General features: G+C 52.6%; 14 protein-coding genes. 6 read left to right on the forward strand and 8 right to left on the reverse strand.

What is annotated here, in order from left to right; genetic code table 11:
* Positions 1–108: 108 nt before the first annotated feature.
* Positions 109–3768, reverse strand: coding sequence for a vitamin B12-dependent ribonucleotide reductase (locus tag GQE98_RS06820; RefSeq protein ID WP_161314937.1), 3660 nt, complete (start codon positions 3766–3768; stop codon positions 109–111).
* Positions 3769–4214: 446 nt separating this feature from the next.
* Between GQE98_RS06820 and GQE98_RS06825 the strand changes: the two genes are divergently transcribed.
* The 3 genes from GQE98_RS06825 to GQE98_RS06835 all read left to right on the forward strand — a co-directional run bounded on the left by GQE98_RS06825 (position 4215) and on the right by GQE98_RS06835 (position 5566).
* Positions 4215–4577, forward strand: coding sequence for an NADH:ubiquinone oxidoreductase subunit NDUFA12 (locus GQE98_RS06825; RefSeq protein WP_161314938.1), 363 nt, complete (start codon positions 4215–4217; stop codon positions 4575–4577).
* A 52-nt stretch (positions 4578–4629) separates the two neighbouring features.
* A complete protein-coding gene (gene mlaD, locus GQE98_RS06830; protein WP_161314939.1) occupies positions 4630–5088 on the forward strand; it encodes an outer membrane lipid asymmetry maintenance protein MlaD in 459 nt (152 codons plus the stop codon).
* Between the two features lie 76 nt (positions 5089–5164).
* Positions 5165–5566 carry a DUF2155 domain-containing protein gene (locus GQE98_RS06835; RefSeq protein ID WP_202526137.1) on the forward strand — a complete coding sequence of 134 codons (402 nt, stop codon included), beginning with the start codon at positions 5165–5167 and terminating at the stop codon, positions 5564–5566.
* On the opposite strand, the gene aat is transcribed toward GQE98_RS06835, so the two are convergent.
* The 4 genes from aat to aroQ are packed head-to-tail and all read right to left on the reverse strand — an operon-like array spanning position 5503 to position 8438.
* A complete protein-coding gene (gene aat / locus GQE98_RS06840; RefSeq protein ID WP_161314940.1) occupies positions 5503–6153 on the reverse strand; it encodes a leucyl/phenylalanyl-tRNA--protein transferase in 651 nt (216 codons plus the stop codon). The genes GQE98_RS06835 and aat overlap by 64 nt on opposite strands.
* 12 nt (positions 6154–6165) lie before the next feature.
* A complete protein-coding gene (accC, locus tag GQE98_RS06845) occupies positions 6166–7506 on the reverse strand; it encodes an acetyl-CoA carboxylase biotin carboxylase subunit (protein WP_161314941.1) in 1341 nt (446 codons plus the stop codon).
* Positions 7507–7520: 14 nt separating this feature from the next.
* On the reverse strand, positions 7521–7979 hold the full coding sequence (accB, locus tag GQE98_RS06850; RefSeq protein ID WP_161314942.1) for an acetyl-CoA carboxylase biotin carboxyl carrier protein: 459 nt from the start codon (positions 7977–7979) through the stop codon (positions 7521–7523).
* Positions 7980–8000: 21 nt separating this feature from the next.
* The gene (gene aroQ / locus GQE98_RS06855; RefSeq protein WP_161314943.1) at positions 8001–8438 is read right to left on the reverse strand and encodes a type II 3-dehydroquinate dehydratase; all 438 of its coding nucleotides are present in this window, start codon (positions 8436–8438) and stop codon (positions 8001–8003) included.
* Between the two features lie 186 nt (positions 8439–8624).
* Here aroQ and GQE98_RS06860 point away from each other — a divergent pair, with 186 nt between their 5' ends.
* Positions 8625–9380, forward strand: coding sequence for a DUF3750 domain-containing protein (locus tag GQE98_RS06860; RefSeq protein WP_202526138.1), 756 nt, complete (start codon positions 8625–8627; stop codon positions 9378–9380).
* Here GQE98_RS06860 and GQE98_RS06865 read toward each other — a convergent pair.
* The gene (locus tag GQE98_RS06865; RefSeq protein WP_161314944.1) at positions 9377–9880 is read right to left on the reverse strand and encodes a MarR family winged helix-turn-helix transcriptional regulator; all 504 of its coding nucleotides are present in this window, start codon (positions 9878–9880) and stop codon (positions 9377–9379) included. The two genes, GQE98_RS06860 and GQE98_RS06865, sit on opposite strands and share 4 nt — an antisense overlap.
* 43 nt (positions 9881–9923) lie before the next feature.
* Here GQE98_RS06865 and hppD point away from each other — a divergent pair, with 43 nt between their 5' ends.
* Positions 9924–10982, forward strand: coding sequence for a 4-hydroxyphenylpyruvate dioxygenase (gene hppD / locus GQE98_RS06870; RefSeq protein ID WP_161314945.1), 1059 nt, complete (start codon positions 9924–9926; stop codon positions 10980–10982).
* A gap of 10 nt (positions 10983–10992) precedes the next feature.
* Here the strand turns inward: hppD and GQE98_RS06875 are convergent, their stop codons facing one another.
* Positions 10993–11778 carry a DsbA family protein gene (locus GQE98_RS06875; protein ID WP_161314946.1) on the reverse strand — a complete coding sequence of 262 codons (786 nt, stop codon included), beginning with the start codon at positions 11776–11778 and terminating at the stop codon, positions 10993–10995.
* A 233-nt stretch (positions 11779–12011) separates the two neighbouring features.
* On the opposite strand from GQE98_RS06875, the gene mscL reads away from it, so the two are divergent.
* Positions 12012–12431 carry a large-conductance mechanosensitive channel protein MscL gene (gene mscL / locus GQE98_RS06880; protein WP_161314947.1) on the forward strand — a complete coding sequence of 140 codons (420 nt, stop codon included), beginning with the start codon at positions 12012–12014 and terminating at the stop codon, positions 12429–12431.
* A 22-nt stretch (positions 12432–12453) separates the two neighbouring features.
* On the opposite strand, the gene GQE98_RS06885 is transcribed toward mscL, so the two are convergent.
* Complete coding sequence (locus tag GQE98_RS06885) at positions 12454–13800, reverse strand: M48 family metalloprotease (RefSeq protein ID WP_161314948.1); 1347 nt, start codon at positions 13798–13800, stop codon at positions 12454–12456.
* Between the last annotated feature and the right edge of the window lie 60 nt (positions 13801–13860).

Here is a 13860-nt window from a genome sequence, read left to right on the forward strand (position 1 = left end):
CGTTTTACACTACTGGTTACGCTACTCTTTTACTCTACTGGGTACGCGACTAAACTCTTGATCTGCCAGATTTAAAAAACTAATCAAGCAACTGAACTAATTATTCTTTTATGAACATCCACTTGTGCCGCCACAAGTATCGCACTTCATGCAGGTGCCGTTACGGACGAGGGTGAAGTTGCCACACTCCCCGCAGCTATCCCCTTCATATCCCTTCATGCGAGCCTCCATGGAGCGGCTAAGCTTGTCTGACCCGCCGGGTGTGCCGCCAACCGACACGCTGGCGGCGGCAACCGAACCCGAAGTCCCCATGCTTGCGGCAGCAGCCCTGACCTGACCTTCGCCAAGGCTGGCTGTCATGGCAGAGAGACCGCCTTGCAGCACTTCTAGCGTGTTCGACCGGACATATCCCGTTGAGGCGAGATTGATCACGTTATTAATGGCGGCTTTGCTTTCCGAATATTCATCCTCAGATATCTTTGCCTGATCATCTCCTGTTCCGAGACTGTCATTATGCAGGTCATCAGGCGCAACATGGGCCAGGTCATTTCGGCCGAGGTAAGAAATCGCCAACTCACGGAACAGGTAATCCAGAATTGACGTCGACATCTTGATGGCGTCATTCCCCTCTACGATACCTGAGGGCTCGAACCGGGTGAAGGTATAGGCCTCAACAAACTCTTCAAGCGGGACGCCGTATTGAAGGCCGATTGAAATGGCGATTGCAAAGTTATTCATCAGGCTGCGGAAAGCGGCGCCTTCCTTGTGCATATCGATGAAGACTTCACCCAGACCACCATCATCATATTCGCCAGTCCGCAAATAGACCTTATGTCCGCCAACGACTGCTTTCTGGGTATAGCCCTTGCGTCGGGTCGGCAGTTTCTTGCGCTCCGACACAATCCGTTCCACGATCCGCTCGGCAACGACATTGCTGGCCGCCGCCGGAGAGACACGGACTTCTTCCTTCACCTCTTCAAGATCCTCCTCATCAAAGGTGAGGGCGGAAAGCGGCTGGCTCAGCTTGGAGCCATCGCGATAAAGCGCATTGGCCTTAAGCCCGAGCTTCCAGGACAGGAGATAGGCCTCCTTACAGTCCTCAACCGTCGCGTTATTGGCCATATTGATGGTTTTGGAGATTGCCCCGGAAATAAATGGCTGTGATGCCGCCATCATGCGGATATGGCTTTCAACCGACAGCATCCGTTTCCCGATCCGACCGCAGGGATTGGCGCAATCGAAGACAGATAAATGTTCATCTTTGAGGTGAGGGGCACCTTCCAAGGTCATGGCCCCACAACAATATGTGTTGGCAGCCTCTATGTCTTTCTTGGTAAAGCCAAGATGTAACAACATGTCGAACGTGTAGTCATTCAGCTGTGCATCCGAGATGCCTAGCACATCGCGGCAGAAGTCCTCCCCAAGGGAGAATTTGTTGAAAACGAACTTGATGTCGAAACTGGCGCCGAGTTCGGATTCGATCCGTGCTAGTGTTTCGTCGGTAAAGCCCTTTTCCAGAAGCGCCGCATGATTAATGCCCGGCGCATTCTCCAAAGTACCATGACCAACCGCATAATCGATGATTTCCTTAGCCTGGTTCTTTTTATACCCAAGATGGTCAAGGGCTTCAGGTACCGTGCGGTTGATGATCTTGAAATAACCGCCGCCGGCCAGCTTCTTGAACTTGACGATGGCGAAATCCGGTTCGATCCCCGTGGTATCGCAGTCCATGACAAGCCCGATTGTGCCGGTTGGGGCAATCACGGTAGTCTGTGCATTGCGATAGCCATGTTTCTTGCCAAGATCCAGTGCATCATCCCAAGCGGCTTTTGCGGCCGCAGTCAGGCCCGGCTCCGGGCAGTTGATCGCATCAAGCGGGACGGGCAGGACCGACAGGTCCTCATAACCATCGGAGAGCCCATAGGCGGCATTCCGATGGTTACGGATCACGCGAAGCATATTCTTGGCGTTTTTATCGTAACCAGGAAAGGCGCCGAGCTCTTCGGCCATTTCCGCGCTTGTCTTATAGGCCACACCCGTCATGACCGCGGTAATTGCCCCGCAAAGTGCGCGGCCTTCGATCGAATCATAGGAGAGGCCTTGTGCCATCAGTAATCCGCCGATATTGGCAAATCCCAGACCGAGTGTGCGGAACTTATAGCTCAGTTTCGCGATTTCCTCGGAGGGGAACTGCGCCATAAGGACGGAAATTTCGAGCGTAATCGTCCAGATCCGCACTGCATGCTCAAAACCCTCGATATCGAAGCCCTTGTCCGCGTGGCGGAAAGTCATCAGGTTGAGGGAGGCGAGGTTGCAGGCCGTGTCATCCAGGAACATATATTCGGAGCAGGGGTTGGACGCGTTAATCCGGCCATCCTCGGGACAGGTATGCCAATCATTAATGGTCGTATCATACTGCAGTCCCGGATCGGCGGACTGCCAGGCGCTTTCGCCGATCTGTTCCCAAAGGTCGCGAGCCTTGACGGTCTTTGCGACCTTGCCGTCGGTGCGGCGGATCAGGTTCCAGTCGCCATCCTTCAACACAGCTTCGATAAAGCCGTCGGTTACCCGCACGGAGTTGTTTGAGTTCTGGCCCGAGACGGTGAGATAAGCATCTGAATCCCAATCCGTGTCATATGTCGGGAAGTCAATTTCGGTATAGCCTTGTTTGGCAAACTGGATAACCCGCTGCACGTAGTTTTCCGGGACCATGGCCTTGCGCGCGCCGATGATGGCTTTTTTAAGCGCTGGATTTTCGGCCGGGAGAAATGCCTCGTCACCCTTGATCTCATGGCATGCCTTGATGACATTGTTGAGATGAATATTGCAGAGTTTTGACCCGGAAACCATGGCCGCAACTTTCTGCTCTTCCACGGCTTTCCAGCCAATATATTCTTCAATATCGGGGTGATCGATATCGAGTGTGACCATCTTGGCCGCGCGTCGCGTCGTGCCGCCAGACTTGATGGCGCCCGCAGCCCGGTCGCCAATCTTGAGAAAGCTCATCAGGCCGGAAGACTTGCCGCCACCAGAGAGGCTCTCACCTGCGCTTCGAAGATTGGAAAAGTTGGTGCCTGTACCCGAGCCATATTTAAACAGCCGTGCCTCGCGCACCCAGAGATCCATGATGCCGCCTTCATTGACGAGATCGTCATCGACCGACTGGATAAAGCAGGCATGGGGCTGTGGATGCTCATATGAATTGACGGATTTCTTTAGCTTACCGGTTTTGAAATCAACATAGGAATGCCCCTGCGCCGGGCCTTCAATACCATATGCCCAATGCAGGCCTGTATTGAACCACTGCGGTGAATTTGGGGCGCCCATCTGGCGGGCCAGCATATAGCGCATTTCGTCAAAATAGGTGCGGGCGTCTTCCTCCCCATCGAAATAGCCGCCTTTCCAGCCCCAATAGGTCCAGGTCCCGGCGAGCCGGTCGAACACTTCAGTGGAGGAGGTTTCACCGATATAGCGTTCATCTTCCGCCACTTCTTCAAGAGCCTTTTTGTCGGCAGTCTGCCGCCATAGCCATTCCGGCACATCCTTCTCGGCAACCGGTTTCAGTCGGGCAGGGACGCCAGCTTTACGGAAATATTTCTGGGCGATGATGTCACAGGCAACCTGCGACCAGTTGGCAGGGACATCAATCCCCTCGAGCTTGAAAACAACAGATCCGTCAGGGTTTCGGATTTCACTGGTAGTTTGCCTGAATTTAATGGATGCATACGGAGAAGAATCTTTATTTGTAAAATGTCGCTCTATACGCATCGCATACCTTCCAATCACCAGTTCATTTTCGTAGTCATGCAAGCGGGGATATTGTTTAAAGCCTTGGAAAACGCAGGGTCAGCAACGGCTCCCTCATTTCCAATGCCTACTATATATAGTAGGAAAATCCCCCTCGTCGCATAGGATCATGTCGTTCAGGATAGGCCAAGTCAACACCAAAAAGTCTACATTTAGTGTGTAAAATTTTATAGATCGCGAAATATGGCGGTTTAGTGACTGTTGGGGTTTATTATGGTTAACAAGAAATCCGGGGGGAGTTGCAGAAAAGCAATAATGAGAAGCAGTCAGGATCAGAATCATTAGAATCAGGCAGGGGATGATTAGGCTTCACCATGTCCACGACGAAAAGTTAGACTGGACGAAAGGCCCCCACAATGCCATATTCCGGGCAAATATTTCTGTTCCTATTCAGTGAGAAGATTTAAATGGCGACGATTGGCACAAGGCTGTTTACATGGTGGCGCGGCGAACGGGTCGGAGAGGACCAGTTTGGCAACCGTTATTACCGGGAAAAAGGCAAGCCGACGGGTCCCACCGGAAGAGAACGCCGCTGGGTTGTGTACAAGGGCCGCCCGGAAGCATCGAAGGTGCCGCCTGCGTGGCATATATGGCTGCATTACACTACCGACAAGCTTCCCGATCAGCAGGAATTGCCCCAGGCTGAATGGCAGGAGGAACATCGGCCCAATCTAACGGGTACGGAATTTGCCTATCATCCGGATGGATCTATCGTTAGCGGCGGGAAGCGCCAGAAGGGTACCGGCGACTACGAAGCCTGGAAACCATAATTAGAGATGATTTCCTTGCGCCGGGCGTTGCGCGCAAGCGTAGGAGGATTAAATGAACAGTAATATTGTGGAAACCGTCATTGGTGCCGTGGTTTTGGCATTTGCGACTATTTTCCTTGTCTTTGCCTATCGTACCGCAGAAGTTAACATCGGAAGTGGTGGTATTAACCTCTCGGCCTCCTTTGACAATGTCGATGGCCTCAGTGTCGGCAGTGATGTCCGGATGAGCGGAATCAAGGTCGGTGCCGTAACCTCCCAGACGCTTGATCCGAAAACCTATCGCGCGATCCTGAAAATCAGCCTTGATGATGATGTAGAACTGCCCGATGACAGCTCCGCAAAGATCACCTCCAGCAGTCTTCTCGGGAACAACTACCTACAGCTTACACCCGGCGGGTCAGACGATATGTTGGAAGACGGCGGGACAATTTCCTATACACAAGGCGCCGTGAATATCCAGGACCTGATCGCCCAGGCAATTTTCAGCAGTAGCAATGACTCCAAAAAGTAACCAATTTTTAGCTGTGTTACTATTTTTTGACTCATTTCTCGTGCGGTGTTGCGTATCCCTTCATGGTATTCGGCGATTGACGACGATTATGTTCCTCAGTCTCGTCGCCGTGAATTTTGCGCCACATTCCAGTAATGCGGCAGAGTCATTGGAAGGGGATATCGTTATACTGCGTGCCCTTGATAAGGTAACGGCCCGCACCAAAGATCTATCTGTTCCCATTGATGAAACAGCTGTATTCGGTAGCCTCGCCATTCGGCCACGCAAATGCCTGAAGCGGCCGCCCGAAGAAACGCCGGAAACGTCGACTTTTCTAGAAATATCTGAAATTCATGATGACGCCGAAGATTTAACTCTCTTCACTGGCTGGATGTTTGCCTCCAGTCCCGCGATTAATGCGTTGGAGCATCCGGTCTATGATGTCTGGGTGATCGACTGCAAGATTTCAGAGCCCGTCACGTCGTCGCCCAAGGAATAAAAATCCCCCTCGCTCTGCAAGGCCTTGTTGAGGCGTAACAGGTAATCCGCCCGGCTGATCTCCACCGCGCCGAAGGTTGCCAGATGCGGGTTCATGAACTGAGCGTCCAACAGGTTAAATCTGCCGCGTATTAATCGCGCCACAAGGTAAACAAGCGCGACCTTGCTCGCGTCTGTTGCGCGCGTGAACATACTTTCCCCGCAGAAAACACTTTCGAACGCAAGACCGTATAATCCGCCGACGAGATCATCCCCTAACCAGCATTCAACACTATGGGCATAGCCGAGGTCATGCAGTTCGCCATAGAGTTCGAGGATGGTCTTGTTGATCCAGGTGGCATCTCGGTCGCCACGTGGCTCCGCGCATTCCCGCATGACGCGGCGGAAATCCTTGTCCACGGTGACGGTGAATGGCATCTTGCGGATTGTACGGGCAAGGCGCTTCGGCACATGGAAGTTATCAAGCGGAAAGATCCCGCGTCTTTCTGGCTCGACCCAGTATAGATCGGGATCATCCGCATCGTCCGCCATCGGAAAAACCCCAATCCGGTAGGCGGCAAGGATTGTCTCGGCGGTCAGCGCAGACATAACTATCGTGAACTAGCGCGCCGCAATGAATTTTTCCAACCAGTGAATGTCAAAATGACCGTCGCGGAATTCCTGACTATGGATAATTTCCTGATGCAGCGGCAATGTCGTCTTGATCCCGCTGACAACAAACTCCTCTAGCGCGCGGTTAAGCCGCAAAAGGCATTCTTCTCGGCTTTTGGCATGAACAATCAGCTTGGCGATCAGGCTGTCATAATGGGGTGGGATATTATAACCCGTGTAGAGCGCAGAATCGACGCGTACGCCCAAGCCTCCGGGGACGTGAAATTCGGTCACCGGTCCGGGGCTCGCCGCAAAGGTATGCGGGTCTTCGGCCGTTACGCGGCATTCAATTGAATGGCCGGAAAATTTAATATCTTCTTGCTTCAGATCCAGCGGATATCCGGCCGCAACATTGATCTGGGCCTGAACGAGATCAATACCGGTGATCATCTCCGTTACCGGATGCTCCACCTGGAGGCGGGTATTCATCTCGATAAAATAGAACTCGTCATTCTCGAATAGAAATTCGATCGTACCGACACCCTCATATCTCATGTCACGAATGGCATCGGACACCGTCTTGCCGATTTTTTCGCGCAGTTCCGGGGTGATGGCGGGTGAGGGGCTTTCCTCAAGGGCTTTCTGGTGGCGTCGCTGTAAAGAGCAGTCGCGCTCTCCCAAATGCACCACGTTACCTTGGCCATCAGCAAGGATTTGCACCTCAATATGACGCGGACCGCTCAAGTATTTTTCCATATAGACCGCGTCATTGCCAAAGGCGAGATTGGCCTCGGAACGGGCAGAAGAAAATGCTTCAGAAAGCGCATCCGCGTTTTCCGCAACCTTCATCCCGCGGCCGCCGCCTCCGGCGGAAGCCTTGATAATGACGGGATAGCCCATTTGTTCCGCCTCGCGTTCCGCATCGGCAAGGGTTTCAACTTCCCCTTCCGATCCCGGGACGCAGGGCACGCCAAGCTTGCGCATGGTTTCCTTCGCCGTGATCTTGTCACCCATCATGCGGATGTGATCGGCGGACGGACCAATGAACTTGATGCCGTGGGCAGTGACGATATCCACGAATTTCGCATTTTCGGAAAGGAAGCCGTAACCCGGATGGATAGCATCCGCGTTGGTAACTTCCGCCGCCGCGATGATGGAGGGGATATTGAGATAGCTCTGGGCTGAACTTGGCGGACCGATACAAACACTTTCATCGGCGAGGCGCACATGCATGGCATCCGCATCGGCGGAAGAATGAACAGCCACCGTCTTGATGCCCATTTCCCGGCAGGCGCGATGGATCCGGAGCGCGATTTCACCACGGTTAGCAATCAGGATTTTTTCAAACATCTAAATTCCGACGGTTATTCTACAATGACAAGCGGCTGGCCATATTCACACGGCTCTTCATTCTCGACCAGAATCTCGATGACCTTACCCGCTTTTGGGGCAGCGATCGGGTTCATGGTTTTCATGGCCTCGACGATAAGGAGCGTTTGCCCCACATTCACCGTGTCGCCCACACGTACAAACGGGGCGGCGGTAGGTTCCGGCGAGAGATACACTGTCCCCACCATCGGTGACTTTACGGTTCCCGGATGGCTGGCTGCTTCTGCCGCCGGTGCCGCGGGGGCTGCGGCCGCGGGAACTTGTGCGGCGGCGGGAAAAACAGTCTGGATGGTTTCCGGTGCAGCAGCGGTAGAACCACGGGAAACACGCAGGCGATGATCGCCATTTTCGATTTCAATTTCCCCAAGGCCGGTTTCGTTCATGATCTCGGCCAGATCCCGGATCGCCTTTTTGTCGATGTTGAGTTTATTCATAATGTCCAAGTCTCGGTTACTTTAATCAATGATATCGGCAAGCGCGTCGAGGGCCAGCACATAGCCTTTTGCCCCAAATCCGCAGATAACGCCAGCGGCAACGGACGAAATATAGCTGTGATGGCGAAATTCTTCACGCGAAAAGATGTTTGACAGATGCACTTCAATCACAGGAAGGCCGCAGGCCTTGATCGCATCATGGAGCGCAACAGAAGTATGGGTATAAGCGGCCGCATTGAGAATAATGCCGCTATGGCTTGCGCCCGCACGCTGGATTGCGTCCACAAGGTCGCCTTCCTGGTTGCTCTGGAAGAAGATGGTCTCGATGTCGATATTTTCGCCATGGGCGCGGGTCAAGGCCTCGATATCGGCAAGCGTTGTGCTTCCGTAAATCTCCGGCTCCCGCTTGCCCAGCAGGTTCAGGTTCGGACCGTTGATGACAATTACTGACTTACCCATACATTCCCCCGCAACTTCCCGTGCGAACCGGCCTTTCAGCCAAACTGCCCCCTTATACAGAAGTCTTTCACAAGTTTAAAGCAATCGTGAAAATTAGTCGATGAAGGAGTGTAAGGAGGATTGATTTTGCAAAATCGAGCCTTACCCTTATACTCAGCTTTTGTGCAGTGCGGGATAACGGGTGGGATGACGGCAGTTCGAAAAACTATTCTGGTTATACTATGCGCGATCGCGCTGTTCGGGTTGCCGCAGATGCTGTCAGTGGCAGCAGGTACCTCATCGGAGGCGACGAACTGGTCCTCCGCGCGGCGCGATGCGACCGGTCTTTCGCCGGCGCCGGACACCTACAGTGAAGCGATTATTCAGGTTTTTGGTGCACGCACCTGGGGCTGGCGCGGGAATTTCGCTATTCATACCTGGATTTCCATGAAGCGCGAGGGCGCAGAAAACTATGACCGCTATGAAGTCATCGGCTGGCGCGCGCGCAACGGCGGTAATGCCCTGGTCCAGAGCCGGGGGTCTCCCGATAATCACTGGTTCGGAAATGTGCCTGAATTGCTCAGCGAAATCCGGGGAACGGCCGCCACCAATCTTATCGAACGGATCGAGACAGTGATTGAGGCTTATCCACATAAGTATAATTATAACGTCTGGCCCGGCCCCAACTCGAACAGTTTTATAGCCCATATCGGCCGCGCGGTACCGGAGCTTAATCTCGACCTGCCGCCAACCGCCATCGGCAAGGACTATATCACCGATGGTGCCCCGTTTGGTACGGCAGTGAGCGGGCGAGGGGTTCAGTTTTCAATATTGGGATATGGCGGCTTCGTGGCCAGTCCTGTGGAAGGGATAGAGCTGCATCTGCTCGGTCTTACGCTTGGTCTTGATGTGGACGACGCAGCGCTCAAGCTGCCGGGGTTTGGCCGGGTTGAGATATTCTAGCAGTTCTGTAATTCCTCTGCCTTCGTATCGAGCCTGTTCAGGAAATTATCGAGTTGCTCAATCTCCTCCGGACTGAATTCGGCGAGGAGCTTGTTTTCATAGTCTTGCGCGAGCGGGATGATCTCCGCGAGGGTTAATTGGCCCGCCTGGGTGAGGAAAAGCGCGGCAGAGCGGCGATCCCCCTCCAGTGTTTTCTTTTCAAGGCGCCCCGATTTTATGAGACGCTCCACGGCCCGACTGATGCTGACCTTATCGAGGGAGGCGAGCGGTGCAATCTCCCGCGCGGTCAGGCCGGGATTGGAACCCAGCAGGGCCACAATACGCCACTCCGGAATGGTCAAGTCGAACATTTTTGAATATTTCGCAGCAAGGCTGCGGCTGATCATGCCGGACAGCTTGGTCAGTCGGTAGGGAAGGAAGCGGGGTAGGTATAGACTACGTTGCATTTCATTCATCGAAACGGCCTTGACATTATTCAGCACCCGATCCATCTTACGCATTAAAGTTTCAAATGAAACTACTTTTTTGACCGGAGGGATCGATATGGCTGATTTATGGGATAATCCGATGGAAACAGACGGCTTCGAATTTGTCGAATATGCCGCGCCGGACCCGATTGCGTTGGGGGAGCTGTTTATCTCAATGGGGTTCCGCCCCGTTGCACGCCATCGGTCGAAGGATGTGACGCTGTATCGGCAGGGGGATGTCAATTTTATCGTCAATGCCGAACCTAACAGCTTCGCCCAGTCTTTCGCGCGTATACATGGGCCCTGCGCCTGCGCCATGGCGTTCCGGGTGAAGAACGCGGGGAAAGCAATCAAGCGCGCAGAGGAACTCGGTGCCTGGATTGTGCCGTCGGATGTGGGGCCGATGGAACTCAACATCCCGGCCATCAAGGGTATCGGCGATTCCTTGATTTATCTTGTCGATCGTTATGGCGACAAGGGCTCCATCTATGACGTTGATTTCCTGCCCATTGAGGGGGAAGAACGGCATCCGGTTGGCACTGGCCTCACTTATATTGATCATCTTACCCACAATGTTCATCGCGGGCGCATGGACGAATGGTCGGAATTCTATGAACGTCTGTTTAATTTTCAGGAGATCCGCTATTTCGATATCGAAGGCAAGCTCACCGGGCTGAAAAGCAAGGCCATGACCAGCCCTTGTGGGAAGATACGTATCCCGATCAATGAAAGCTCAGACGACAAGTCGCAGATACAGGAGTATCTGGATGCCTATCACGGCGAGGGGATCCAGCATATCGCGCTTGGAACAAATGATATCTATGATACGGTGACGGCAATGCGCTCATCGGGCACGCTTTTTCAGGAAACACCCGATACCTATTTTGAACAGATTGATGGGCGCGTGAAAGACCATGGCGAGGATGTCGAGAAGCTCAAGAAATTGCAGGTCCTGATCGACGGTGCGCCAACAGAAGGGCAGGGGCTTTTGCTCCAGATTTTCACCCAGAATGTCATCGGTCCGATTTTCTTTGAGATCATCCAGCGAAAAGGGAATGAAGGTTTCGGCGAAGGAAACTTTCAGGCCTTGTTCGAATCAATCGAGCTTGACCAGATACGCCGTGGCGTGATCTAGCGTAATATTATCAGGAATCGTTTCCGGAAGTATTGCCAGATGAATCCCGCACTTCTGCAACAAGTTGCAGCATCTGCTCGGTGGAAAGTGCGCCGGGAACGAACTGATCGCCAATCACAAAGGCCGGTGTACCGCTGATCCCGAGCTGTTTGGCGAGCTCATAGTTCTTCTCGACGACCTCGCGCACTTCATCCTTTTTCATGTCGGCCTCAAGCTTTTCCACATCAAGGCCGATATCGGCAGCAATACTTCGGATACCCTCAATTGTCACACCGCCGCGACTTTCCATAAGCGCTGTATGGAACTCAAAATACTTGTTTTGCTCAAGGGACGCGATGGCTGCTTGCGACGCAAGGAAGGAATCCGCACCGAGTATGGGAAATTCCTTCAACACCAGCCGGATATTGCCATCCATCTCGACGGTTTTCATGACTTCAGGAAAGCTCTTCTTACAGTACCCACATCGATAGTCAAAAAACTCGACAATCGTTACATCTCCATCCGGGTTACCGGCAACAAAGCTATAACCATCCTCCTTCAGGTCTTTGGCAAGAGATGAGATAAGGTTCTCCTGCTCTGCAGCCGCGACTTTCTCTTCTTGCTTGCTGAGTTCGGCAATTACCTCCCGTAAAACCTGCGGATTGGAAAGAAGATAAGCCCGGACACGGGCGCCGAATTCCTCCTCCGACACCACCGGCTTTGTCATCGCATACTGATAGGCGCCAAAGGCAATCAAACCAATAAGAGCAACGAGGGAAAAGATGCTGAGGCTGCTTAGTTTTGTTCTGGCGGACATTAAAACACTTTCGGAGAATTAATTTTGGCTAATTATGCGCACGGCCAAGGGTAAATCAAATTAACTTTCTTGTGAACATCGATTGCATACCGTTATTCACAAGTAACTTTCTGATGGAATAAACAAGATTGTGGATTTTCCAAACTACATTATAGTTAATCATATGGGAAATATGCGCAGAAACCCGTAAAAAAGTAAGTTATGCGCTAACAGTTTATGAGTAGGGGGAAATTATGTTGAAGGAATTTAAAGATTTCGCCATGCGCGGCAATGTTGTCGACATGGCCGTCGGTATCATTATTGGTGCCGCATTTGGAACGATCGTCAAATCACTCGTCGCGGATATTATCATGCCGCCGATCGGGATGCTTCTTGGGGGCGTTGATTTTACAGATTTCTTTATTACTCTTTCCAGTGGAAGTTTTGAAACCCTTGCTGCTGCAAAAGAGGCCGGCGCCGTTACCTTGAATTACGGGGCGTTTTTTAACACCGTAATCAGCTTCCTCATCGTCGCCTTCGCGATCTTCCTGCTGATCAAGCAGATCAATCGCCTCAAGACAAAAGAAGAGGAAGCCCCGGCCGAACCTGCAGCGCCACCGCGCGAAGAGGTTTTGCTGGAAGAAATCCGCGATCTGCTGAAAAGCCAGAAATAATCCTGTCAGGCGTCACGGTTCACTAATTCCGTGACGCCTGGCTCGAAATTGTGATGATATCCTCCAGACGGAGGTAGGACGGGCTGCCGATTGGAAAAAAGTCCTGCGCCCGCTTTGCATGAAAAATGGCCTTTTGAGAGTTCCCCTCCAGCAGGGAACGCTCGGCACTTGCCAGGGATAGCATTCCCGTATCCCCCGTCCGGCTATAGGCTATGGCCAATTGATCCCAGGTATTCCCGTTGTTTGGATCATAGGAAAGGCTGTCATTAAGGACGATAATGGCCGTTTCTGAATCCCGTACATTGCCGGTTGCATTCAGGACGGTACCATAGAATGTCAGGATCAGCGGTTCGCTCGGCGCCAGTGTCATCGCCGTTTCAAGCGGTGGAAGGGCACCCAGGATATCGCCATTCTCATAAAGTGCCTGAGCTTTCAATTCATGAAAATAGGGATCCGTTGGATATTCCGTGATCAGGCTGTCGATCTCCTTGATCGCCTTGGGGAGGTCTGGATAGCGAAAGTAGCCAATCGCCCGGGCATAGCGGGCCTCAACACTGTTATCGCTCACAGGATATTTCTTCAGTGTACTACCGAGAGGACGGGTAAAGCCATAGAGCTTTGCCTGCATGCGCTTGAGCGCTATAACATCCTCATCAGAAGGAGGTTTATCCTTATAGGGCGACGCCAGCACGCGTTGGCTCAATGCCGAAACGCGTTCGCTGCTGACAGGATGGCTCCGGTAATAGGAGGAAATCGTTGTCTGCGGCTGATATTGACCCGCACCGATAATTTCCAGGAACTCCATCATACCGCGACCGGACTGACCAGTCCGGTTAAGGTAAGTGATTGCCGCCTGATCGGCAGATGATTCCTGTGTCCGGCTATATTGCAGAAATGATTTTGTCGCCGCATCCTGCGAGCCAAGAACCACCGCCGCACCGGCCTGGCCGCCACCGGCCGCCATGGCGGCAAGACCGAGGATCATGCCCACGATGCTTTTTACATTCGCATTTGCAAGCGCATCCTGCGTTCGCGCCAGATGGCCACCCGCGATATGGCCCGTTTCATGGGCGATGACGCCTTTAAGCTGGCCTGGTGTCTCAACCCGCTCAAGTAACCCCCGAAACATGAATAAACGCTGTCCGCCGGCCACAAAAGCGTTCAAATCCGTGCTATTGATGATATAAATTTCAACATCCTCACCGTTCAATCCTGCCACCTTGAACAGAGGCCTTGCGTAAGCGCGAAGGGTATGTTCAATTTCGGCGTCACGAATGAAAGAAGGGGCCGTCTGTTTGGCAGCAGCGCTTCCCAAAGACAGTAACAGGATCAAGAATATGGATACCGGCGTAAATATGCGTTTGATCAAGAATAAATTCCTTTTATCACTTCCTAAAACTAGGAACTGTGGACGCTCCCGTCAATGGAA

The organism is Sneathiella litorea, assembly GCF_009882915.1.
Classification (GTDB): Bacteria; Pseudomonadota; Alphaproteobacteria; order Sneathiellales; family Sneathiellaceae; genus Sneathiella; species Sneathiella litorea.